This window comes from Shuttleworthella sp. MSX8B, assembly GCF_000524295.1.
Taxonomy (GTDB): Bacteria; Bacillota; Clostridia; order Lachnospirales; family Lachnospiraceae; genus Shuttleworthia; species Shuttleworthia satelles.
This window is the reverse complement of sequence record NZ_JAQT01000033.1, coordinates 146,889-169,324: the sequence shown is the minus strand read 5'-3', so window position 1 is coordinate 169,324 and position 22,436 is coordinate 146,889. Positions and strand designations below refer to the sequence as shown.

General features: G+C 53.3%; 21 protein-coding genes and 2 tRNA genes. 21 read left to right on the top strand and 2 right to left on the bottom strand.

From position 1 onward, the window contains the following. Positions 1-5 precede the first annotated feature (5 nt). From HMPREF1508_RS08485 to HMPREF1508_RS10435, 3 genes are all read left to right on the top strand, one after another. Complete coding sequence (locus HMPREF1508_RS08485; protein WP_044961145.1) at positions 6-752, top strand: thiamine diphosphokinase; 747 nt, start codon at positions 6-8, stop codon at positions 750-752. 107 nt (positions 753-859) lie between these two features. Then, positions 860-1,720 carry a patatin-like phospholipase family protein gene (locus HMPREF1508_RS08480; RefSeq protein ID WP_044961144.1) on the top strand — a complete coding sequence of 287 codons (861 nt, stop codon included), beginning with the start codon at positions 860-862 and terminating at the stop codon, positions 1,718-1,720. A 136-nt stretch (positions 1,721-1,856) separates the two neighbouring features. Further along, complete coding sequence (locus tag HMPREF1508_RS10435; protein WP_198015632.1) at positions 1,857-1,997, top strand: hypothetical protein; 141 nt, start codon at positions 1,857-1,859, stop codon at positions 1,995-1,997. Between the two features lie 265 nt (positions 1,998-2,262). Here the strand turns inward: HMPREF1508_RS10435 and HMPREF1508_RS08475 are convergent, their stop codons facing one another. Both HMPREF1508_RS08475 and HMPREF1508_RS08470 read right to left on the bottom strand, forming a co-directional pair. Next, positions 2,263-4,359, bottom strand: coding sequence for a heavy metal translocating P-type ATPase (locus HMPREF1508_RS08475; protein ID WP_044961143.1), 2,097 nt, complete (start codon positions 4,357-4,359; stop codon positions 2,263-2,265). Between the two features lie 3 nt (positions 4,360-4,362). Then, the gene (locus HMPREF1508_RS08470; RefSeq protein WP_006905618.1) at positions 4,363-4,698 is read right to left on the bottom strand and encodes a DUF6110 family protein; all 336 of its coding nucleotides are present in this window, start codon (positions 4,696-4,698) and stop codon (positions 4,363-4,365) included. 304 nt (positions 4,699-5,002) lie between these two features. Between HMPREF1508_RS08470 and HMPREF1508_RS08465 the strand changes: the two genes are divergently transcribed. From HMPREF1508_RS08465 to HMPREF1508_RS08380, 18 genes are all read left to right on the top strand, one after another. Beyond that, positions 5,003-5,554: a DUF3793 family protein gene (locus tag HMPREF1508_RS08465; protein WP_044961142.1), complete on the top strand. Its 552-nt coding sequence runs from the start codon at positions 5,003-5,005 to the stop codon at positions 5,552-5,554. A gap of 61 nt (positions 5,555-5,615) precedes the next feature. Beyond that, complete coding sequence (locus tag HMPREF1508_RS08460) at positions 5,616-6,089, top strand: NADAR family protein (RefSeq protein ID WP_044961141.1); 474 nt, start codon at positions 5,616-5,618, stop codon at positions 6,087-6,089. A gap of 156 nt (positions 6,090-6,245) precedes the next feature. Then, complete coding sequence (gene ychF, locus HMPREF1508_RS08455) at positions 6,246-7,343, top strand: redox-regulated ATPase YchF (RefSeq protein WP_006905611.1); 1,098 nt, start codon at positions 6,246-6,248, stop codon at positions 7,341-7,343. A 14-nt stretch (positions 7,344-7,357) separates the two neighbouring features. Then, complete coding sequence (nrdR, locus tag HMPREF1508_RS08450; RefSeq protein WP_006905610.1) at positions 7,358-7,819, top strand: transcriptional regulator NrdR; 462 nt, start codon at positions 7,358-7,360, stop codon at positions 7,817-7,819. Positions 7,820-7,856: 37 nt separating this feature from the next. Further along, positions 7,857-8,318, top strand: coding sequence for a ribose 5-phosphate isomerase B (gene rpiB, locus HMPREF1508_RS08445; protein ID WP_044961140.1), 462 nt, complete (start codon positions 7,857-7,859; stop codon positions 8,316-8,318). 291 nt (positions 8,319-8,609) lie between these two features. Beyond that, complete coding sequence (efp, locus tag HMPREF1508_RS08440; RefSeq protein WP_006905608.1) at positions 8,610-9,167, top strand: elongation factor P; 558 nt, start codon at positions 8,610-8,612, stop codon at positions 9,165-9,167. 146 nt (positions 9,168-9,313) lie between these two features. Further along, positions 9,314-9,386: transfer RNA gene (locus tag HMPREF1508_RS08435), tRNA-Thr, on the top strand. A gap of 200 nt (positions 9,387-9,586) precedes the next feature. Next, on the top strand, positions 9,587-10,870 hold the full coding sequence (locus HMPREF1508_RS08430) for a diaminopimelate decarboxylase (RefSeq protein WP_044961139.1): 1,284 nt from the start codon (positions 9,587-9,589) through the stop codon (positions 10,868-10,870). A gap of 172 nt (positions 10,871-11,042) precedes the next feature. Next, a tRNA-Leu gene (locus tag HMPREF1508_RS08425) sits at positions 11,043-11,125 on the top strand. Between the two features lie 440 nt (positions 11,126-11,565). Continuing rightward, positions 11,566-12,426, top strand: coding sequence for an adaptor protein MecA (locus tag HMPREF1508_RS08420; RefSeq protein ID WP_044961138.1), 861 nt, complete (start codon positions 11,566-11,568; stop codon positions 12,424-12,426). 347 nt (positions 12,427-12,773) lie between these two features. After that, entirely contained in the window at positions 12,774-13,064 is a 291-nt protein-coding gene (locus tag HMPREF1508_RS08415) for a hypothetical protein (protein ID WP_156923215.1), read from the top strand. A 268-nt stretch (positions 13,065-13,332) separates the two neighbouring features. Then, positions 13,333-14,154 carry an HAD family hydrolase gene (locus HMPREF1508_RS08410; protein ID WP_044961135.1) on the top strand — a complete coding sequence of 274 codons (822 nt, stop codon included), beginning with the start codon at positions 13,333-13,335 and terminating at the stop codon, positions 14,152-14,154. Between the two features lie 254 nt (positions 14,155-14,408). Then, the gene (gene leuB, locus HMPREF1508_RS08405) at positions 14,409-15,506 is read left to right on the top strand and encodes a 3-isopropylmalate dehydrogenase (protein ID WP_044961133.1); all 1,098 of its coding nucleotides are present in this window, start codon (positions 14,409-14,411) and stop codon (positions 15,504-15,506) included. A gap of 16 nt (positions 15,507-15,522) precedes the next feature. Next, a complete protein-coding gene (ilvD, locus tag HMPREF1508_RS08400; protein ID WP_044961131.1) occupies positions 15,523-17,196 on the top strand; it encodes a dihydroxy-acid dehydratase in 1,674 nt (557 codons plus the stop codon). A 20-nt stretch (positions 17,197-17,216) separates the two neighbouring features. Continuing rightward, positions 17,217-18,908, top strand: a complete 1,692-nt coding sequence (ilvB, locus tag HMPREF1508_RS08395) for a biosynthetic-type acetolactate synthase large subunit (protein WP_044961242.1) — start codon at positions 17,217-17,219, stop codon at positions 18,906-18,908. Positions 18,909-18,949: 41 nt separating this feature from the next. Continuing rightward, positions 18,950-20,032: a 3-phosphoserine/phosphohydroxythreonine transaminase gene (serC, locus tag HMPREF1508_RS08390; protein ID WP_044961129.1), complete on the top strand. Its 1,083-nt coding sequence runs from the start codon at positions 18,950-18,952 to the stop codon at positions 20,030-20,032. Positions 20,033-20,067: 35 nt separating this feature from the next. Beyond that, a complete protein-coding gene (locus HMPREF1508_RS08385) occupies positions 20,068-21,231 on the top strand; it encodes a 3-phosphoglycerate dehydrogenase family protein (protein ID WP_044961128.1) in 1,164 nt (387 codons plus the stop codon). Positions 21,232-21,554: 323 nt separating this feature from the next. Then, a complete protein-coding gene (locus HMPREF1508_RS08380) occupies positions 21,555-22,403 on the top strand; it encodes a mechanosensitive ion channel family protein (RefSeq protein ID WP_044961127.1) in 849 nt (282 codons plus the stop codon). Positions 22,404-22,436: the final 33 nt, after the last annotated feature.

The window sequence follows — 22,436 nt, the reverse complement described above, 5'->3', positions numbered from 1 at the left end:
GTTTCATGCGAGTGTGGATTGTCAGCGGCGGAAGCCTGGATGAGGGATTTGTGAGGAAAATCCTCGGAAAAGAGAATAGAGATGATCTGCTGATCGGGGCGGATCGCGGAGCCTGGTTTTTATACCGGCTGGGGCTCCGGCCTGACTATCTGATCGGAGACTTTGATTCGATTGACGATGATGAGCGGCAGGCTCTGGTCAGCTGGCAGCTTCCGCTTTCGGTTCTGCCGACACACAAGGATGATACGGATACGGAGGCGGCCCTGAATCTGGCGCTGCTCTTAGATCGGGAGCACTATCAGAGACTTGATCCGACGGAGCGCAGGATTATGGACCTTAAGGAGCTGCCGAAGGGAGCAGGGGAATATCAGATTGATTTTATTGGCATTCTGGGAGCGACAGGAAGTCGGCTGGATCATGTCTTCGGCGCGGTGGCCATTCTGGGCCAGGCTCTGAAAGCGCGGGCAGGCCGGGGGATTCCCGCCTGTATCTTAGACCCGGACAACCGGATCCGCATGGTGGATTCCGGGCATCCCCTGTCTGTGACCAAGGAGGAAGAGTGGGGACAATATCTGTCTGTGATTCCCTTTGGAGGTCCCTGTCTGGGGGTGACATTACGAGGAGTATCCTATCCCCTGCAGGACGCGCGGATGGACCTCTTTTCTTCCATGGGCGTGAGCAATGAGATTGTCGATCGGGCGGAGATTTCTCTTGAGCAGGGTTATCTTCTTGTGCTTGAGAGCCAGGACTAGGATTTGGCGCGCAAAAAGGGATGGGCTTTGCCCCGGTTCTCTTCCTGTGCTTGAGGGCAGAAATCAGGCAGGTTGCTTCTGCGTTTTTTGAAAATGAGGTGAGATAAGTGCTTGGAATTGTTGATGTCGGCGGAGGAACAAGAGATATCTTTGGCGCGGGGCTTCTGGATTATTTTATGGAGATCGGCCTGCGCGTCGATTACTTTATCGGAGTTTCGGCAGGCAGCGCCAACGGAATTTCCTATCTGGCAGGTCAGAAGGGACGCAATTACAAATTTTACGCGGACTATGTATTTCGCAAAGAGTATATGGGGATGGGACAGCTTCTTCGGAGGGGGTCTATCATTAATCTTGACTACGGCTACGGCAAACTCTCGAACCGGGGAGGGGAATATCCCGTTGACTATCCGGCATTTGCCAAAGACCCCACCCTCTTTGAGGTAGTGGCAACAGATGCAGACACGGGGAAGCCGGTCTACTTCAACCGGAATCATATCTGCCAGGACGACTACGATGTCCTCAAAGCCTCATCCTGTGTTCCCGTGGTCTGCAGACCATACCGGATCGGCAATTACCGTTACTATGACGGCGGTATTTCCGATCCCATCCCCTTTAAGAGGGCCTTTGCGCAGGGCTGTGACCGCATCCTGGTCATCCTGACCCGACCTAAGACATTGATGCGCACTGGAAAATCAGATCGAGGCTACGCAAGATTTCTCAAGTATACGCATCCTAAGGTGGCCAGGAAGCTGGCCGATCGGGGTTATCTCTATAATCGTCAGCTCAGACAGCTGCAGAAAGAGGAGCAAGTGGGAAGAGCTCTGGTGCTTGGGCCGGATGATATCAGCGGGCTGAAAACCCTGACCCGAGATCTGGAGAAATTGGATGCCCTGTATCAGGAGGGATATGCCAAGGGGAAGGTGGCGGAAGAATTCCTGAGGGGAGTCGGCGGAAATCTTCGCGGATGAGAGACGTCCGGTCTTTGTCTGTGTCGACCGTGAAGATCAGGTTCTGGCCTATGCCTGTGTTGACCGTGAAGATCAGGTTCTGGCCTATGCCCGTGTTGATTGTGAAGATCAGGTCCTGACCTATGCCTTCTGTGTGATGAAGGAGACCCGGGGAGAGGCGGTAATGGTCGATTATTTTCTGTCACTAAAAAGAGGAGGTCCCTTTGGACCAGCTGGCCTGCAGCTGCCCTGGGAGGGAACTCCTCTTTTTTGCGCGCCCTACGGCGCGCCCTTCTAATCGCCGATTGTAGATTGAAGAAATTTTCCTGGCCATCGGTTGATGGATCGATAAAATCTTCCTGGCCGCCGATTAGCGGATCAATGCAATCTTTCTGATCGCCAATTAGCGGATTAACGAAATTGTTCTAATCACCGGTTGGCAGGTCGATGAAATTATGCTTTATGACCCGCAGTCATCTTATGACCGCTCCAGATACAGAGAATCGCGGCAATCAGCATGATGATCGCAGTGTATTTATGGCACTTGAAATAGTTCATATTTATTACTCCCTTCCGTCTTCACTGATGACCGGAGTCATACTGTAAAGTCCGATTGCGATGGTAGACATGTTGTGAAACAGAGAAGCTGTGGCCGGAGATAGAAGGCCGAGAGCGCCCAGGGCAATCAAACTGCCGTTAAAGCCCATAATGGTCCGGTAATTCGCGTGGATCCGGTCAAAGAGCCTGCCGGCGATCCGGCGGATGGTAACCAGATTCTCCAGGGACCCGTCAGAGATGACGATATCCGCGACCTCTCTGGCAATTGCGGCTCCGTTGGAGACAGCAAAACCGACGTCCGCCTCCGACAGGGCAGGGGTGTCATTGATTCCGTCGCCGACCATGATAACCTGTCGCCCCAGATTGTGTTCCCTGCGAATGAAGGCGGCCTTATCCTCAGGCAGAACTTCCGCGTAGTACTCGTCGATGTTGAGCCGACTGGCGACAGCGGCGGCCGTATTCTTATTATCGCCGGTCATCATGCAGACCTTGCTGATACCCAGAGCGTGCAGGCGGTCGATCACATCAGCGGCCTCTTCGCGAATGGGGTCGTCTATGCAGAGAACAGCTGCCAGCTGTCCGTCCACGGCCAGATAAAGAGGAGAGTATTCCCGGGGGATATGCTCATAGCGCTTTCGGTCGAGGTCAGAGATCTGGATTTTCTCATCCTCCATGATGAAATGGTGACTGCCGATCACGGCCCGCTTTCCGTCAATGGTGGTCGCGATGCCGTGCGCCACGATGTATTCCACTTTGGTGTGCGCCTCGGCATGGGTGATATGACGGCGTTTGGCCTCCTTGACCACAGCGTTGGCAATGGAGTGGGGGAAGTGCTCCTCCATACAGGCCGCCAGACGCAGGGCCTCTGTCTCATTCCAGTCCCCAAAGGTGACAATGTCGGCCAGACGGGGACTGGCATGGGTCAGAGTGCCTGTCTTGTCAAAGACGATGGTCTGTGCATGAGCAACCGCCTCCAGGTATTTTCCTCCCTTGACAGAGATGTCGTGTCGGCTTGCATCCCGCATAGCGCTCATGACCGCAAGAGGCATGGAGAGCTTGAGAGCACAGGAGAAGTCCACCATAAGAAATGCCAGGGCTCTCGTGACGTTGCGGGTCAGGGCGTAGGTCAGTCCTACGCCGGCAAAAGCCCAGGGAACCAGTCCGTCCGCCAGATGAAAAGCGTTGTTGACCGTATTGCTCTTGAGTTTTTCAGAGTCCTCAATCATCTTGATGATCTGGTCATATTTTCCGCTGCCCATTCCCTTGGTCACAGAGCAGACTAGCTCGCCCTCTTCTACAACTGTGCCGGCGAATACAGTGGAGCCGGCCCTCTTGAAGACGGCAGCCGGTTCTCCGGTCATGGACGCCTGGTTGACACTGGCCTGTCCGGAGATGACCGTGGAATCAAGAGGAATGACGTTGGAGGTCCGAAGGATGATTCGATCACCCGGCTTGATGTCCTTGACAGACATCAGGACTTCATCGCCGTCCTCTGTCTGCACCCAGACATGGTCTACGTGCAGGCTCATCATCTCGGCCAGATCGTCGACAGATTTCTCGTGGGTCCAGTCCTCTAAGATGTCACCGATATGCTGCAGAAAAATGATACTTCCCGCTGTTCCGATGTCTCCGCGTACCAGAGAAGTGCCGATGGCGGCCGCGTCTAAAACGGAGACTTCGATTTTCCAGGACAGGAGAGACTTAAGGCCCTTGATGAAATAGGGGAGAGCATGAATCACTGTGATAGCTGTGTTCAGGCCCACCGGGAAGAAAAGGCTGCGAAAGCCCTTGGCCAGTACGCTCCAGACCAGTTTCTCCTCGTACTTGCGCTGCATGGCTCGGCTGGTGTGCTCGGGGACAAGAGATAAAAATGCCTCGTCCTCATAGTTGAGAGCAGAGAGGAAGTCAATGACCTTGCGGCGGCTGCCCCTCTGATAGGAGATGATGGCATCCCCGGTGCGGTCATAGACCTTGACTGATTTGACGAAATCCTGACTGCGCAGACTGTATTCGACAAGATCTGCCTGATCGAGCGTCATGCGAAAGCGATCGATGTGCACACGCATGCGGCCGGAGGATTCATGCAGGATCTTACAATTCATACCTTATTCCTCAGCGTCAGCTGCGGCGTCCTTGCGGGCGGCCTCGAGCTCCTCAAGGTGTGCTTTGGCCTCCTCGATCTTGGCCTTGGCGTCAACGATGGCCTTCTTCTCAGCTTCGTGAGCCCGCTTTTCATTGATGTCCTGCGCGTCGGCATAAATATCGTCACAGTTCTCCTTGAGGCTTGTGGCGGTCTTCATCACACCTTCCTTACCTCTGAGAGCGGCAGCTGTGCAGTGGGTATATGCCTTCTTTAAATCATCGCTCTTTAAGATGCTGATACCGGCTGTGCCAAAGATCACGCCGCCTACAAATAATCCGATTTTTCCCCAATGAGACATAGGAAATCCTCCTTACATGGAAAATGAGCTTTTTTGCTCAAAATTGATTGTAACGCTCCTATTGTAACACGAGTTTTATGGCAGGCAAGTTCGAATTATCCTATGAGACCGGTACACTGAAATCTGGACAGGAGATAGCTCTTGACAGACGGGGAAAAGCGGATAAGATATATGTTAGCTAAAGCTAACTCTGACACGATAAAAGACATTAAAACCTGTGTCTATGAACTTCAGATTTTGCCATGTGGCCTGCAAAATCGTCAGGGACCTAATATCTGCTTATACCTGTAGACAGGAGAGGAAAATGCCGGAGCGATATCTCATTGAACATTGCGCGCCCACATTGGCCGCAATCAAGACAGGGAATCTCTTTTCCATTTCGGTTTATTCGAGGGAGGAGGCCTATCAGGAGGCAAGGGAAATCAACCGGGTTCTGAGGAGACGGGGGCTTCGGGCCATCCCGGTCAAACGGAGGGGGAATCGAGCGCTGATTTACCTGTACCGGCCGGCATTTCTAAAGCGTGATCTCCTGGACCCGGAAGCCGCGGAAATCCTGCGAAAGCGGGGATATTGCCCGGGAAATACGCAATCCTGTCTGACACAGCTTCTGCAGCATCTGGCAAATGACGAGGACTTTCCCCATGAAATCGGCCTCTTTTTGGGATATCCGCCGGCGGATGTCCGGGGATTCATTCAGAGTCCCAGCCGGGGCGTCCAGTGCGTCGGTTATTGGAAGGTGTATGAGAACCGGAATCGGGCGGAGGAGACATTTCAGAGATACAGACAGTGCTCACTCTGCTATCGACGAGAGTATGAGAAGGGGGTGACCCTGGAACAGCTGGCAGTGCAGTCATAAACCTTGCCGGAAGACAGGGGCCTGACCTTGATCTGGCAGTAAAAAAAGTGGGTGAGACCGAATGACAGTGATAGGATTTCACAATCCAGACGAAAAATACGGCTTTTTAAGCAACTGGTATCTGTCCCATTTCACTGTTCAAGGAACAGAGTTTTTATCTATGGAACAGTATATGATGTATCAGAAGGCTGCCTGCTTCTATGATGAAGATATTGCTTCTCAGATAATGAAAACGGAAGATGTGGCCAAAATTAAGCAGCTTGGCCGTGCAGTCAGTGGATATGATGATCACGTCTGGAATGGCATTAGGCAGATTGTTGTTTATGAGGGGCTAATGGCTAAATTCTCTCAGAATCAGGAACTAAAGGAGCAGCTAATGGATACTGGTGGCGCGATTCTGGCTGAATGTGCAGTCAGGGACAGAATATGGGGCATAGGCTTATCCATGACAGACCCGGATCGCCTTGATAGAAGCAAATGGAAAGGACAAAATCTGCTTGGATATGCGTTGATGATGGTCAGGGACAGGCTCTAAACGCTGTTCCCAAGAATAATTACTTTGAGAAAGAGGAGTTCAACTGCTATACTATGGTAGTTTGTTGGACTCTTCCTTTTTATGCCGGCCATATGAGCGGAAATAAGGGAAGAAAGCCGCGGTGAATCAAACAGTCAAAGGAGAGCGGAAAAAGGTATGAAATTAGGTATCGTAGGACTCCCGAATGTGGGGAAAAGCACCCTCTTTAATTCATTGACCAAGGCGGGAGCGGAGATGGCCAACTATCCTTTCTGCACCATTGATCCCAATGTTGGGGTGGTGTCGGTTCCCGATGAGCGTCTGCGTGTTCTGACAGAGATGAATCACTCCAGGAAGACCATTCCGGCTGTTATTGAGTTCGTCGATATTGCGGGACTGGTCAAGGGAGCCTCCAAGGGAGAGGGCCTTGGAAATCAGTTCCTTGGCAATATTCGTGAGTGCGACGCGATCGTACATGTGGTTCGCTGTTTCGACGACGGCAATGTCATCCATGTTGATGGTTCGGTAGACCCCATCCGGGATATTGAGACCATCAATCTGGAGCTTCTCTTTTCGGACATGGAGATTGTTGAGAGGCGCAGGGCCAAGGTGGGCAAACAGGCCAGAAATGATAAGACCGCCCGCAAGGAGGCGGAATTGCTCAACCGTCTCTACCAGTTTTTAGAAGAGGGGAATATGGCCTCTGCCTTTGAACCCGCGGATGAGGATGAGGAGAAATACTTCAGGCAGTATGACCTTTTGACTGCCAAGCCGGTGATTTACGCGGCCAATGTCTCCGAGGACGACATGGCAGATGATGGCGCGAACAATGCTTACGTCAAGCAGGTGCGCGATTACGCAGGCGAGCACGGGGCACAGGTCTTCGTGGTCTGCGCCCAGATGGAGGCGGAAATCTCCGAGCTGGAAGACGACGAGCGGCAGGCCTTTCTGGAGGATCTTGGCCTGAAGGAGTCCGGACTGGATAAGCTGATTAAGGCTTCCTATGAGCTTTTGGGCCTGATCTCTTACCTGACGACCGGTGAGGACGAGACCCGGGCTTGGACCATCACAAGAGGGACGAAGGCTCCTCAGGCCGCGGGCAAGATTCACACGGATTTTGAGCGGGGCTTTATCGCCGCTGAGGTGGTCAAGTATAAGGATCTGATGGAGCAGGGGAGCATGCATGCGGCGAAGGAGGCAGGACTTGTCGGCCTCCAGGGCAAGGAATATGTGGTTCAGGACGGAGATATCATTAATTTCCGCTTCAATGTATAAGGGAGGATCAAGCTATGAAATGTCCATTTTGCGGCAGCGACAACACCAGAGTAATTGACTCCAGGCCGGCGGATGACAATACCTCTATCCGCAGAAGAAGGGTCTGTGACGACTGCAATAAGCGCTTTACCACCTATGAGAAGGTGGAGACGATCCCCCTGATTGTCATCAAGAAGGATAACACCCGGGAGCAGTATGACCGCAACAAGGTGGTCGGCGGCATTATCCGCGCCTGCCATAAGCGCCCGGTCTCTATAGATCAGATCAACAAGCTGGCGGATGAGGTTGAGGCCGCAATCTTTACGGGAGAGGGCAAGGAAGTCGAGTCGACAATGATTGGCCAGCTGGTCATGGACAAGCTGTCTGAGCTGGATCCGGTCGCCTATGTGCGCTTTGCCTCCGTCTATCGTGAATTTAAGGATGTGGACACCTTCATGAATGAGCTGGCGAAAATGCTCAAGGATGAGAAGAAGTAAAGTTGGCAAAATTTGAGCGCAAGGCGAGGAGCGGAAGATGAAAATCGCAATCGGCAATGACCACGCGGCAACGGCCCTGAAATTTGAGATGATGGATTATCTGGGAAATCTGGGGCATGAACTGGTGAACTTTGGCACAGACGAGGACGCCAGTGTCAATTATCCGGATTATGGAGAGGCAGTTGCCAGGGCGGTCGCAAGAAAAGAGGTGGATTGCGGGGTCTTGATCTGCGGTACCGGTATCGGCATTGCCCTTGCGGCGAATAAAGTAGAGGGAATTCGTGCGGCCAGCGTTTCCGACCCTGTCTCTGCCCGCCTGGCCAGAGAACACAACGATGCCAATATCATCTGCTTCGGGGCCCGCATTGTCGGCCCTGAAATGGCCAGGGCAATCCTGGACGCCTATCTTGGGGCGGAATTTCTTGGGGGCAGGCATGCAGACCGGGTTCGCCTGATTCATGAGATTGAGAAACGCACGATCGAGGGTCGGGAGCTGTGAGCGCAGGGGAGAAGTCGGATTTGTGCGCAGGGAGTGCATCGGCGTCGAGCAGAGATACACCGGTGTCGTACAGAAAATGCACCGATGTCGCACAGAGAAGACGCCGGCGCAGCGCGCAGAGGATAGGCTGCCGTAGACAGAGAAATAGGCCGATGCGCACAGCGGATGGGCTTTGGATGGGCTTGCTTGCGCGTCTTTTGGCTTTTCGCTATAATAAAGTGCAATCTGTGGATTTTTGAGCACGTGTGAATCAAGGGTTCATTTGCATCAAATATAAGGAGGATCATCACAATGGTAACAGCAGGCGATTTCAGAAATGGTGTTACAATCGAATACGACGGCAAGGTGTGTCAGGTTATCGAGTTCCAGCACGTAAAACCCGGGAAGGGAGCCGCTTTCGTCCGCACCAAGCTCAAGGACATCAAAAACGGCGGTGTTGTTGAGACCTCCTTCCGCCCAACGGAGAAGTTCCCCGCTGCGCATATTGACCGCAAGGATATGCAGTATCTCTACAACGATGGAGATCTCTATTACTTCATGGATGTTGAGACCTACGATCAGATCGCCCTTGCCAAGGACGCAATAGGAGACGCGCTCAAATTCGTCAAGGAGAACGAGATGTGCAAGGTGATCTCCTATCAGGGAGAGGTATTTGCCGTCGAGCCTCCTCTCTTTGTTGAGCTGGCTGTTACCGAGACAGAGCCCGGTTTTGCCGGCAATACCGCGCAGGGCGCGACCAAGCCGGCGACAGTGGAAACCGGAGCCCAGGTCCAGGTTCCCCTCTTTGTTTCTACAGGCGATGTCATTCAGATTGACACCAGAACCGGCGAGTATCTGAAGCGCGTCTGAGAGAGCAAGAGCCCTGTATCACAGGTTTGTTATGAGATTGGGAGGGCACTCGGAGATCATCCGGGTGCTTTCTTTAACTGGAAATGTCGCTTGACACTCCAGATAGGCTTATAGTATATTATCCAAGTCGGCGATAGAGCCAACAGGCTGGCGTGGCACAGATGGTAGCGCACCTCATTGGTAGTGAGGAGGTCACGAGTTCGATTCTCGTCGCTAGCTTTGTAACTCGTTATGGACGAGAGAAGAAAAGGGGCTGTTCCGCGGGAAACTGCGGGCGGTTCCTTTTTTCTCACCTCTATTACAGATGAGTTTTTGGGTCAGACTTTGAGAATCTTCTTTGTAGGGAACTTCTTGAAGATGAAGACATCGAATTAAGAGCTGAGCGAGCCTTTTGCAAATGAATCCGAGGAGGTAGACTGATGGATAAGATCCCTTTTTTGACCAGGGAAAAGGCAGAAGAAATTGCGGCCAGGTATCCCACGCCCTTCCATGTATATGATGAAAAGGGAATCCGACAGAAGGCGCGTGACGTGCGGGAGGCCTTTGCCTGGAATCCGGGCTTCCGCGAGTACTTTGCTGTCAAGGCGACCCCCAACCCCTTTCTGATCAAAATTCTGCAGGAATACGGCTGCGGGACGGACTGCTCTTCGCTGAGTGAGCTCATGCTCTCGGACGCCATTGGTCTGAAGGGGCATGAGATTATGTTCACTTCTAATGACACTCCGGCGGAAGAGTTCCGCTATGCCGCTCAGATCGGGGCTATCATTAATTTTGATGATATCAGTCACATTGATTTCTATGAGAGGGAGGTCGGCCCCCTGCCGGATACCGTATGCTGCCGTTATAACCCGGGCGGCATCTATGAGCTTGCCAATGGCATCATGGATAATCCCGGTGACTCCAAGTATGGTATGACTCACGCTCAGATTATAGAGGCCTATCGAATTCTCAAGGAAAAAGGGGTGAAGCACTTTGGCATTCATGCCTTCCTTTGCTCCAATACGGTGACAAACGATTATTATCCGACTCTGGCCAGAACCCTCTTTACCCTTGTCGCGGAGATCTCAAAGGAGCTTGGGATCAGGTTCGACTTTATCAACCTGTCGGGCGGTGTCGGTATTCCCTATTCGCCGGACCAGACACCCAATGATATTATGGCCATCGGCCAGGGCGTTCACAGGGTCTATGATGAGGTGCTGGTTCCTGCGGGCATGGATCAGATCGCGATCTATACGGAGATGGGGCGCTTTATGATGGGTCCCCACGGAGGCCTGGTCACGCGGGCGATTCACGCCAAACACACCTACAAGGACTATATTGGCGTGGATGCCTGCGCGGCTAATCTGATGCGGCCGGCCATGTATGGGGCATACCATCACATTACGGTTTTGGGAAAGGAGAATGCTCCGCTGACCGAGGTCTATGATGTGACAGGTGCTCTCTGCGAGAACAATGACAAATTTGCCATCGACCGCAAGCTGCCAGCCATTGAGAATGGAGATCTGCTCTTCATCCACGATACCGGCGCCCATGGCTTTTCTATGGGATACAACTACAATGCCCGCCTGTGGAGCTCCGAAATTCTGCTCAAGGAGGATGGAAGCTTTGAACTGATTCGCCGGGCCCAGACCCCCAGGGACTATTTTGCGACCTTTGATTGTTTTGATATCCTGGATGGGATGAACTGGGAGGCCGGCAGGTAAGACGAAAGTAAGACTCAGCAGACGACAGGACCTGGTCAAGCTGCCCGCAGACGACAGGACCTGGTCAAGCTGCCCGCAGACGACAGGAGCCTGTGTCAGAATTTGCCTTGCATTCTCTTTCGAGTCTATGATAGTATACTTTTCAGCGGTTCTGCAGAGGGCAGGATCATTCGCAGGAGTGGCGGAATGGCAGACGCAGCAGACTCAAAATCTGCCGGTAGCAATATCGTGTGGGTTCAAGTCCCATCTCCTGCATAGCCAAAGGGGCTGAGAGAACAGAAGGCTGATCACGAGAGATCGCACATGTACTTTGGATGCGGTGCGAAGAGGTGGTCAGCCTTTCTTGTCATAGAATTCCTATGTTTTTTCACAGGCTGATATGGACCCTTGTTAACACGGCCGCATTTTCAGACAGCCCTAATTCTTTTTCTCATGGTCTGATATGGTTGTCGATTTGTTATTGCATGGGGCTGGAAGTGACCTGCCTGCACACGGAGCTGCGGCGACGACATGGTCTGCGTTATAAATGCTACGGAGAGCGACCTATCAGCGCATAGGACAGTGAAAACGATATCGTCTACATTATAGATGCCATAGAGAGTAATCTGCCGACCTATGGGACTGTGCGTTTGACATCAGGTCTCTCCTGAAGGACAATAAGGACGGGAAAATTTATACGGAGGAGGTGAGTCCATTTGAAGTTCAAGAAAATCAGTGATAATGCCATTCGCTGTACGATTACAGCGGACGAGATGTCCAGCTACGACATTCAACTGGACGACCTCTTAGAGGATCGCAAGAAGGCGGAGACCTTCCTCCGCTATGTTTTGGAGGAGGCCAGGGAAGAGGTCAATTTCACAGCCAGTGAAGAGGCACTCTCGGTACAGCTGTCTGTTATGCCCGGAGGGGATGTATCCATGATGATCTCCGGCGGACAGGAAGAAAGCCTCCACGACGTGATAGACCAGCTCAAGGATACCCTGAGCGAACTCGGGCTGAACCCGGATGCCGGGGATGGTCAGAAGGAAACCGAGTCCGGAGAGGGACTATCGCTGACTCAGTCGGCACAGGAACTTGAAAACAGACCTGAGCAGAAGAGCGAGGGCGTCAGCCACGGCAAGGATGCGGCCAGGGCGCCTGCGGTTGCCTCCGCGGAGATTGATATCAGTCAGCGGCCTCCTACGGCGTCGGACATGGTTATGGCCAGAATGGGAGAGGAGATCGCCCGGCAGTCCGTCGGACGAAAGAATCTTCTGGCGCAGTTGGACAAGCCTCTCTGGGCGGAGTTTTCGAGCTTTGAGCATTTGCTGGGAATGCTGACTCATACAGAATTGCCCAGGGAGATCCCCTCTGAACTCTACCGAAGAGATCAAATCTACTATCTTCGTCTCTTCTTTGCGGATCAGGTGGATGTAGTGGCCAAATGCGCCCTGTCTATCTCAGAGTACGCTGATTTTATGTATGCGGAAGAGGAGGGCTTTCTGACCTTCCGGGAGCATGCCGACTTGATTTTGGACAGGGATGCTGTTGCCGCGCTGTACCGCTTGACCGAGTGACTTGGATGCATCAATCGTCACGAAATCCGTCTTGACTTGTGCCCGAACCACTTGTGAAAGTCTGACAGGGGCCGCAATACCATTTCATATTGCGCCTGGGGTTTTCGCCCGGACATCTTGCGGAAATGGCTGGATTTGAAAGAGATTTTCTCTCTTTCACAAGGCCGGATGCCTTCTGTAAAGGGGGGACTTTCTAGTGGATTTGGCAGATTGAACATACAAGATCTGGTAATTCCGCAGACTTTTGACCAAGTTGCTGAAAGTTACAGAAATCATAGATTTAGTGGAATACACAGTGGAAGATTCGCTAGATCTTGTATAAAATAGACCTAACAGGGGTGATAGCTATGTTAGGTATGAGAGAGTTGCGCTTTGACAAGCACATTAATAAGGATGTCGTGCTCTGTGTGTCCACGAATCACAGAGCTTCCAGTTCTACGATTGAGGCCTTGAACGAGGATTCCATTTCTTACTCACTGAATGTGAAGAAAGTACCCTTCTATCGGCGCAAGGAGTATCATGGAGCGTCAACAGTGTGTGTGATTTCTATCAACCGAAATCTTTACCACCGGGCGAGAAGGAGTCTGGAGCGGATAGATCCGATCTATCGGAGAAGATTACAGTTGAATGTAATCTAAGGGGGCCTGCCTGGAGGGATTTCTGTCTGGAGGTGTTTTTGTCCGGCAGATTCCCTGGATGGCGTAATTCTTTTCTTGGAGGGGTTCTTTATCCAACGGAATTCCTTTCCTGTCCAACAGTGCGGATGAGCTGAATATTGTATATTCTAAGGGGCGAGAAGAGATTCTTGGCCCCTTTCGTTATGACAAGAGACCACATGCGCTGCCTGTATTCCGGTTGATTTGAGGGATGAGGGAGATTTGGGAGTGGATTATTGAGGAGAGAAGCATGGAGACGAAGGCTTTATTTTTTGATATCGACGGGACCCTGGTCAATCAGAAGGGCGTTTTTTTGGACTCGGCAAAAAGAGCCCTGAAGCGGGCCAGGGCGAATGGACATAAGCTTCTTTTGTCCACAGGCCGCAATTTCGCCCAGATCTACCCGCAGCTGATTGACTTTGGCTTTGACGGCTATGTCTGCGCCGCGGGGGCCTATGTCAAATGCGACGGGAATCTGATTTATCACGAGACGATGAAGGAGGAGGAGCTCAAGCCCCTGACGGATTTCTTTCTGGCCCATGATATCATGGTGGGGCTGCAGGTGGAGGACGGATCTTACGTTACGCCGCGCGGTCTTAAGCAGATCAGAGAGGGTTTTAAGAAGCTGGGCATTTCCGGGGGAAATATGGACTCTGTCCTGGAAGGCGTCCATGTTGTGGATAATTTTGATCGGGTGAAGGGAGTGGAGAAGCTCTTCTACAACTGGGCGGATGTCACAGTCGACGAACTTGCCGATCAGACCAGCGACTATTTCTCGGTTTTGCCGGCCTCTTTCGCGGATGTCATGGACCAGTACTCCGGGGAGATCACCATCCGGGGAATTACCAAGGCCAGGGGAATGGAACGGGCGCTGGACTACTATGGAATTGACCGGGAGAATTCCGTCAGCTTCGGGGACGCCTTCAATGACCTGGAGATGATGGAATATGCCGGAATTGGCGTGGCTATGGGCAATGCCAGAGATGAGGTGAAAGAGGCGGCTGACTATGTGACGGATCATATTGACCGGGACGGGATTGCAAAGGCCGTGGAGAAGCTGGGACTGGCCTGAGCGCATATTAGAATTGCCCGCCGAAGATCTGTGCCCGGGGAAATACCCGCTGAAAATCCCTGCCGGGGAAATGTCCTTTAAAGATGACTCAGATCAATGGACCGCGGATTACAGGTGCAAGCCCTTTTGGTTATAGATTCGATAAGGGATTGCTATAGACGGGGACAGGCTGATTCATTGCATTAAAGAGGCAAAAACACTAAGATATGAAGCAATAGCCAAACAGGCAGTGGGCAGAGAGAGGAGAGCGATCTATGGATTATAAGATCGGCGTTATTTCCGGAGACGGAATCGGTCCTGAGATCGTCGCTGAGGCAAAGAAGGTCTTAGATGCCGTCGGGAAGATCTATGGGATTTCCTTCAATTACACAGAGATCCTGATGGGCGGCATTTCCATTGATAAGACAGGAAAGCCTCTGACAGAGGAAGCCATTGCGGACGCGAAAGCCTCAGATGCTGTACTCATGGGATCCATCGGCGGAAACACAGCGACCAGTCCCTGGTATCAGCTCCCGCCCAGTCTTCGCCCCGAGGCAGGTTTGCTGGCTTTGCGAAAGGCTTTGAAGCTCTTTGCAAACCTCCGCCCGGCCCTGCTCTATCCGCAGTTAAAGGAGGCCTGTCCCCTGCGCGACGAGATTGTCGGAGACGGCTTTGATATGATCATTGTCCGTGAGTTGACCGGGGGTCTCTATTTTGGAGCGAGAAAGACAGAGGAAATTGACGGACGGATCACGGCGACAGACACCCTGACCTACAATGAGGATGAGATCCGCCGCATCACCAGAAAGGCTTTTGACGTGGCTTCCAGGCGCAGGAAGAAGCTCACATCTGTCGACAAGGCCAATGTGCTCGATTCCTCTAGACTCTGGAGAAAGATTGTAGAGGAAGTGGCCGGGGATTACCCTCAGGTAGCTTATGAGCATATGCTGGTGGATAACGCGGCTATGCAGCTGGTGAAGGATCCGGGGCAGTTCGATGTAATTCTGACGGAGAATATGTTCGGCGATATCCTCTCCGATGAGGCCTCTATGCTGACGGGATCAATCGGGATGTTGGCGTCCGCCAGTCTGAATGAGACCAAGTTCGGTCTCTATGAGCCCTCCGGCGGGTCTGCCCCCGATATTGCCGGTCAGGGGATTGCCAATCCGATTGCCACGATTTTATCCGCGGCGATGATGCTTCGATTCTCTTTGGACCAGGATCGGGCCGCGGACGCCATTGAAGCGGCTGTGGCAGGGACTCTGGAAGAGGGATACCGTACGGCTGATATTATGCCTCAGAGAGAGACCCGGGGAATCCGGCAGGTCTCTACTTGTGAGATGGGAGATTTGATCTGCCAGAGACTGGTGTGAACAAAAGGAGATTGTTATGATCAGCGATAATATGAAAGCAGGCAAGCAGCAGGCTCCGGCTCGCTCTCTTTTAAATGCCCTCGGTTTCACTCCGGAGGAGATCAGAAAACCGCTGATCGGAATTGTCAGCGGCTATAATGAAATCGTTCCCGGTCATATCGATCTGGACAAGATCTCCGACGCCGTCAAGCTGGGAGTCGCGGAGGCCGGCGGCACTTCGGTTGTCTTCCCGGCAATTGCCGTCTGTGACGGCCTGGCTATGGGCCACATCGGCATGAAGTACTCTCTGGTGTCCAGAGATCTGATCGCCGATTCGACCGAGGCGATGGCCATTGCCCACCAGTTTGACGGGCTGGTGATGATTCCAAACTGCGACAAGACCGTTCCGGGGATGCTGATGGCGGCCGCCCGCATCAATATCCCTACGGTTGTCGTATCCGGAGGCCCCATGCTGGCCGGACATGTGAGGGGGGAGAAGACTTCATTATCCTCTATGTTTGAGGCGGTCGGAGCCAACGCGGCGGGGAAGATGGACGATGAGACCCTGGACTGCTTTGAAAACGGGGCCTGCCCCACTTGCGGTTCCTGCTCCGGTATGTACACGGCCAACTCCATGAATTGTCTGACCGAGGCTCTGGGCATGGGACTGCGAGGCAACGGAACCATTCCCGCTGTTTATTCCGAGCGCCGCAAGCTGGCAAAGAGAGCCGGCTATACCGTTATGGATCTGGTCAGAAAGGATGTTCGCCCCAGAGATATTATGACCAGAGATTCCATTTTAAATGCCCTGACTGTCGATATGGCCCTGGGCTGCTCTACCAACTCCATGCTTCATCTGCCGGCGATTGCCCATGAGATCGGCTTTGATTTTGATATCGCCTTTGCCAATCCCATCTCCGAGCAAACTCCCAATCTCTGCCATCTTGCCCCGGCGGGACATCACTATATTGAAGAGCTCAACGAGGCCGGCGGCGTCTATGCCGTCATGCATGAGCTGGCCAAAAAGGGTCTGATCCATGAGGACTGTCTGACCGTGTCCGGCAAGACGATCGGCCAGGCAATTGCGGGCGCTGTCAACTTAAATCCTGAGGTGATCCGCCCTGTCGAGAATCCGTATTCCGAGAAGGGGGGGCTTGCGGTTTTGACCGGGAATATGGCCCCGGACGGCTCTGTGGTCAAGAGATCCGCCGTTGCCCCGCAGATGATGCGTCACGAGGGGCCGGCCCGTGTCTTCGACTGTGAGGAGGACGCGATCAAGGCCATTAAGGGAGGAAAGATTGTATCGGGAGACGTCGTGGTGATCCGCTACGAGGGCCCAAAGGGGGGGCCGGGAATGCGGGAAATGTTAAATCCAACCTCTGCCATTGCGGGCATGGGTCTGGGTGAGTCGGTCGCCCTGATCACTGACGGCCGTTTCTCAGGGGCTTCCAGAGGGGCTTCTATCGGTCACGTCTCTCCCGAGGCGGCTGTCGGCGGCCCGATTGCTCTGATTGAGGAGGGAGATATCATCGAAATTGATATTCCCGCCATGCGTCTGAACGTCAGAGTCTCTGAGCAGGAGATGGCGGACCGAAAGGCCAACTGGAAGCCGAGAAAGCCCTCTGTTACAACCGGCTACCTGGCTCGCTACGCCGCCATGGTGACTTCAGGAAACCGCGGCGCCGTTCTCGAGATTCCCGGGCGGGAGTGAGGACAGGAGGAGACAGGATGATGCAAATGACAGGATCACAGATATTGATCGAGTGCCTGAAAGAGCAGGGGGTCGATACCGTCTTCGGATACCCGGGCGGGGCGATTTTAAATGTCTACGATGAGCTCTATCGCCACAGGGGTGAGATCCGACATGTTCTGACCAGCCATGAACAGGGAGCTTCACACGCCGCAGACGGCTACGCGCGGGCAACCGGCAGGGTGGGAGTCTGCTTGGCCACGTCCGGGCCGGGCGCGACCAACCTGGTCACGGGAATCGCGACCGCTTATATGGACTCCGTGCCCCTGGTCGCTATCACCTGCAATGTCGGAGTCTCTCTTTTGGGCAAGGATTCCTTCCAGGAGGTGGATATCGCCGGGATTACCATGCCCATCACCAAGCACAATTTTATCGTCAAGGACGTGCACCGGCTGGCCGACACCCTGCGCAGAGCCTTTGCAATTGCAAAGAGCGGACGTCCCGGCCCTGTTCTGGTGGATATTCCCAAGGATGTGACTGCGGCCACAGCGGCCTTTGAGAACAGGCCATTGACTCCGCTGTCTAAAAAGAAAGAGAAGATCAGTCAGGAGAGCCTGGAAAAGGCCGCCCGCATGATTCGGGCCTCCAAGCGCCCCTATATCTTTGTCGGCGGAGGAGCTGTGATCTCGGGAGCGGCGGAGGAACTGGCGACATTTGCCGGACTGGTGGACGCCCCGGTCTGTGACTCTCTGATGGGTAAGGGGGCATTTGACGGAGATGATCCCGCCTACTCCGGCATGCTGGGCATGCATGGAACCAAGGCATCCAACTTCGGCGTCAGTCGGTGCGACCTCTTAATCGCGATCGGGACCCGTTTCTCTGATCGTGTGATCGGAAATCCCAAGGCCTTTGCCAGAGACGCTAAAATTCTCCACATCGATATCGATCCCGCCGAGATCAACAAGAATATTGTGGTCAATGCGGATGTCATTGGGGATGTTAGAGAAGTTCTCATGGCATTGAATCGCCTCCTGGAGCCATGTGAGCACACGGACTGGAAGAGGGAAGTAGAAGAGGCCAAAGAGCGCTTTCCTCTGACCTATGACCGGTCCGAGCTCTCCGGCCCCTATCTGGTCGAGAAGATCTGTGAGAAGACGAAGGGAGACGCTATTATTGTGACGGAAGTGGGACAGCACCAGATGTGGGCGGCCCAGTATTACCGCTTTCATCGCCCGCGCCAGTTTCTGACTTCCGGCGGACTGGGAACTATGGGTTACGGTCTGGGAGCAGCTATCGGAGCGCAGATCGGCTGCCCTGACAAGCAGGTAATCAACATTGCCGGCGACGGCTGCTTTCGCATGAACATGAATGAGATCGCGACGGCTGTGCGGGAACATCTGCCCCTGATCGAGGTCATTGTTGATAACCGCGTTCTGGGCATGGTTCGACAGTGGCAGGATCTCTTTTACGGGAAACGCTACTCCCAGACCATCCTTTCTGACAATATTGACTATGTCAAGCTGGCGGAGGCCATGGGGGCGACAGCCTATGCGGCCTCTGCGAAAGAAGAGTTTGATGCCGCGCTCGATGCGGCCCTGGCGGCTAAGGGTCCGGTTCTCATCGACGCCCATATCAACTCCGATTTCAAGGTATGGCCCATGGTTGCGCCCGGGAAGTCGATCTCACAGGCATTCGACAAGAAGGACCTGGACGAGGGAATTGAGATCAAATGAGGGATTGTTTTAATACACCGATCCAGAGAAAGGAAATCAGAATGAGCAGAGTCTATAACTTTTCCGCTGGTCCGGCGGTTCTGCCGGAGGAAGTCTTACGGGAGGCGCAGGAAGAGATGATGGATTACCGCGGCTGCGGCATGTCTGTCATGGAGATGTCACACCGCTCGTCGATGTTTCAGCAGATCATCGACGAGGCGGAGGCGGATTTTCGCTCACTGCTGGGAGTCCCGGATCACTACAAGGTTCTTTTCCTGCAGGGGGGTGCTTCTCAGCAGTTTGCAGCCATCCCCATGAATCTGATGCGGCATAAGAAGGCAGGCTATATTATCACCGGACAGTGGGCCAAAAAGGCGGCTGCCGAGGCCAGGAAGTACGGTCAGGTTGTCGAGCTCGCCTCTTCCGCGGACAAGACCTTCTCCTATATTCCCGATCTCTCCCGGCTCCCCATCACAGAGGATATGGACTATGTCTATATCTGCCAGAACAACACCATTTACGGGACCCGTTATTCGGAACTGCCTGATACCAAGGGGCGTGACCTGGTCAGTGACGTCTCCTCCATGTTCCTGTCTGAACCTGTGGATATTTCAAACTATGCCATCATGTACGGGGGCGTGCAGAAAAACGTAGGTCCGGCCGGTCTTGTCATTGATGTGATCCGTGAGGACCTGATCCGCGAGGACCTGGACGAGGATGTTCCGACCATGCTCCGTTTTGCCACCCAGGCAACTGCCGGATCTCTCTATAATACTCCAAACTGCTGGGCCATCTACATCTGCGGCAAGGTTTTCAAGTGGCTTAAGAACATGGGCGGCCTTGCTGTCATGAAGCAGAGAAATGAGGAAAAAGCCGCTGTTCTCTACGATTTCCTGGACCGGTCGGAGCTCTTTCACGGGACGGTCGCCAGGAGGGATCGGTCGATGATGAATGTCCCCTTTGTGACAGGAGATAAAGATCTGGACGCGAAATTTGTCGCCGAGGCCAAGGGGGCGGGTCTGGAGAATCTCAAGGGACACAGGACCGTCGGCGGTATGAGAGCATCCATCTATAATGCCATGCCGAAGGCAGGCGTTGAGAAGCTGGTCGATTTCATGGAAGATTTCGAGAAGAAGAATCGCTGAGTAAGAATTGCCTATATCAGGAAAGGGAGAATCCTATGTATAATTACGCAACCCTGGATCATATTGCAAAGATCGGGACAGACCTCTTCAGCACGGATTACCGGCGCGTTGAGGAGGTTGAGAGAGCGGACGCAATTTTGGTTCGATCTTCCAAGATGCATGAGATGGCCTTTTCCGACCAGCTTCTGGCCATCGCCAGGGCCGGTGCCGGAGTCAACAATATTCCCCTGGATCGCTGTGCCCAAGAGGGAATTGTCGTATTCAATACTCCCGGCGCCAATGCCAACGCGGTCAAGGAGCTGGTGATTGCAGGCATGCTCCTGGCATCCCGTGACATTGTCGGAGGGATCGACTGGGTCAAGGCCAATGCCGCTGATCCGGATATCAGTAAGGCGGCGGAGAAGGTCAAGAAGCAGTTTGCCGGTCGGGAGCTGACAGGCAAGAAGCTGGGCGTCATCGGTCTGGGAGCAATCGGGCAGAGAGTGGCCAATACGGCTCTGCATTTGGGCATGAATGTACTGGGCTATGATCCTTATATCTCTGTCGGCGCTGCCTGGAATCTGTCCAGAAATGTACAGCACGTCTCCAATGTGGAGGAAATCTACAGAAACTGCGATTATATCACCCTGCACGTGCCCGCTTTGGACTCTACCAAGGGGATGATCTCCAAGGCCGCTGTTCAGCAGATGAAGGAGGGGGCGGTTATCCTAAACTTCGCCAGAGACCTGCTGGTCAATGAGGAAGCCCTCTTAAACGGGATTGCCGCCGGGAGAATCAGGGCCTATGTGACTGACTTTGCCAATCCGACTGTCGCCGGCGCCCAGGGCGTGATTGTAACCCCCCATCTGGGCGCGTCCACTGCGGAGGCAGAGGACAACTGCGCTGTCATGGCTGTCGAGGAGATTCGCAACTATATTGAGAACGGAAATATCATCAATTCGGTGAACTTCCCCCGCTGCGACATGGGTGAATGCTCGGCAGAAAGCCGTCTGGCCGTCCTGCACAAGAACTCCAAGGGAACTCTGGCGGCCATCACGAGCATCGTTGGCGACGCGGATGTCAACGTGGCCGATATGACCAATAAGTCCAGGGATGTCTATGCCTACACCCTGATGGATCTGGATTCCGCCCTGCCAAAGGACCTGGTCGCAAAAATTGACGCGCTGGAGTCCGTGATCAAGGTGAGGGTAGTCAAGTAGATCGAAAGCTTCACCCGCGCGGAAAAATGAGTGCTCATAAGGGATGTGTCAGAGGCAGTCCTTATGAGCGCTTTTTGACGTTTACATTTCTTCGGCTCCTCGTTTTCCCTTCGCTTTTTAGCATTTACATTTTTCCATTCACATTTTTTCAGGCACTGGCGAAAAGCAATCGCTTTCTTTATACTTAATCTGTGTGTTTTCCGCTCTCTGGAGGTGGATATGAAAAACAAAAAACAAAAATTAACTCTGGCAGCAAGCCTTGTCATGGTACTTGTCGTCTTTATCGGTGAGTTGATTCTGCAGATGTGGGAGAAGGATAAAGCATGAATATCAGCGAGCTCTTTGCCGGAGATGTCAGCCCTCAGAAGTGGATCAGTGGGCAGATTCCGGGCATTTTGACCTTCTTCTGGTCCGTTGTAATCGCCCTGATTGTCTGGGGACTGGGAGTCAAGCTGTCCGGTCTGATCCGCAGCTTGATCCGCAAGACCATGAAGCGGCAGAATATTGATACGGGGGCGATTCAGTTTATCGACTCCCTTCTCAAGTGGCTGGTCTACCTGGGCCTGGCGCTGGTTGTCCTCAGGGTCTTTGGCGTGCAGACGGCTTCCGCGGCCGCAGCGATTGCCTCCTTGGGCGTGACGGCGGGCCTGGCCCTGCAGGGGTCTCTGTCAAATTTTGCGGGCGGGGTTTTGATCCTGCTCCTCCATCCCTTTCGGGTGGGAGACTATATTATTGAGGACACGCACGCGAATGAAGGAACCGTCATCGAGATCACGGTCTTTTACACCAAGCTCAAGTCCTTTGACAATAAGATCATTGTGATTCCCAACGGAACGCTGGCCAATACCTCTCTTACTAATGTGACCCATGCCGATAAACGGATGATCAACCTGGTCGTAGGTATTTCCTATGAGGACGACATCAAGAGGGCCAAGGATCTGCTCATGCGCCTGATCAAGGAGGAGCCGAGAGCTCTGGACACGGAACCCTATCGGGTTTTTGTATCGGAACTGTCCGATTCCTCCGTGAAGCTGGGCGCCCGCTTCTGGGTTCCCACAGATGAGTACTGGAATGTTCACTGGGCCATGCTGGAGAAGATCAAACTGACCTTTGATGCCGAGGGGATCCGCATTCCCTTCCGGCAGATGGATATCCATATGGATCGGACCTGATCCCAATAAACTTCGCATTCGTCCAGATGGAAA

Bases quoted from the DNA above. Each gene is read 5' to 3' on its own strand.
- HMPREF1508_RS08475 (WP_044961143.1), bottom strand. From the start codon at position 4,359: ATGAATTGTAAGATCCTGCATGAATCCTCCGGCCGCATGCGTGTGCAC.
- HMPREF1508_RS08460 (WP_044961141.1), top strand. From the start codon at position 5,616: ATGACAGTGATAGGATTTCACAATCCAGACGAAAAATACGGCTTTTTA.
- HMPREF1508_RS08380 (WP_044961127.1), top strand. From the start codon at position 21,555: ATGAATATCAGCGAGCTCTTTGCCGGAGATGTCAGCCCTCAGAAGTGG.
- rpiB (WP_044961140.1), top strand. From the start codon at position 7,857: ATGAAAATCGCAATCGGCAATGACCACGCGGCAACGGCCCTGAAATTT.
- HMPREF1508_RS08485 (WP_044961145.1), top strand. From the start codon at position 6: ATGCGAGTGTGGATTGTCAGCGGCGGAAGCCTGGATGAGGGATTTGTG.
- HMPREF1508_RS08430 (WP_044961139.1), top strand. From the start codon at position 9,587: ATGGATAAGATCCCTTTTTTGACCAGGGAAAAGGCAGAAGAAATTGCG.
- ychF (WP_006905611.1), top strand. From the start codon at position 6,246: ATGAAATTAGGTATCGTAGGACTCCCGAATGTGGGGAAAAGCACCCTC.
- efp (WP_006905608.1), top strand. From the start codon at position 8,610: ATGGTAACAGCAGGCGATTTCAGAAATGGTGTTACAATCGAATACGAC.
- serC (WP_044961129.1), top strand. From the start codon at position 18,950: ATGAGCAGAGTCTATAACTTTTCCGCTGGTCCGGCGGTTCTGCCGGAG.
- ilvD (WP_044961131.1), top strand. From the start codon at position 15,523: ATGATCAGCGATAATATGAAAGCAGGCAAGCAGCAGGCTCCGGCTCGC.
- HMPREF1508_RS10435 (WP_198015632.1), top strand. From the start codon at position 1,857: ATGAAGGAGACCCGGGGAGAGGCGGTAATGGTCGATTATTTTCTGTCA.
- HMPREF1508_RS08415 (WP_156923215.1), top strand. From the start codon at position 12,774: ATGTTAGGTATGAGAGAGTTGCGCTTTGACAAGCACATTAATAAGGAT.
- nrdR (WP_006905610.1), top strand. From the start codon at position 7,358: ATGAAATGTCCATTTTGCGGCAGCGACAACACCAGAGTAATTGACTCC.
- leuB (WP_044961133.1), top strand. From the start codon at position 14,409: ATGGATTATAAGATCGGCGTTATTTCCGGAGACGGAATCGGTCCTGAG.
- HMPREF1508_RS08385 (WP_044961128.1), top strand. From the start codon at position 20,068: ATGTATAATTACGCAACCCTGGATCATATTGCAAAGATCGGGACAGAC.
- HMPREF1508_RS08410 (WP_044961135.1), top strand. From the start codon at position 13,333: ATGGAGACGAAGGCTTTATTTTTTGATATCGACGGGACCCTGGTCAAT.
- HMPREF1508_RS08470 (WP_006905618.1), bottom strand. From the start codon at position 4,698: ATGTCTCATTGGGGAAAAATCGGATTATTTGTAGGCGGCGTGATCTTT.
- ilvB (WP_044961242.1), top strand. From the start codon at position 17,217: ATGCAAATGACAGGATCACAGATATTGATCGAGTGCCTGAAAGAGCAG.
- HMPREF1508_RS08465 (WP_044961142.1), top strand. From the start codon at position 5,003: ATGCCGGAGCGATATCTCATTGAACATTGCGCGCCCACATTGGCCGCA.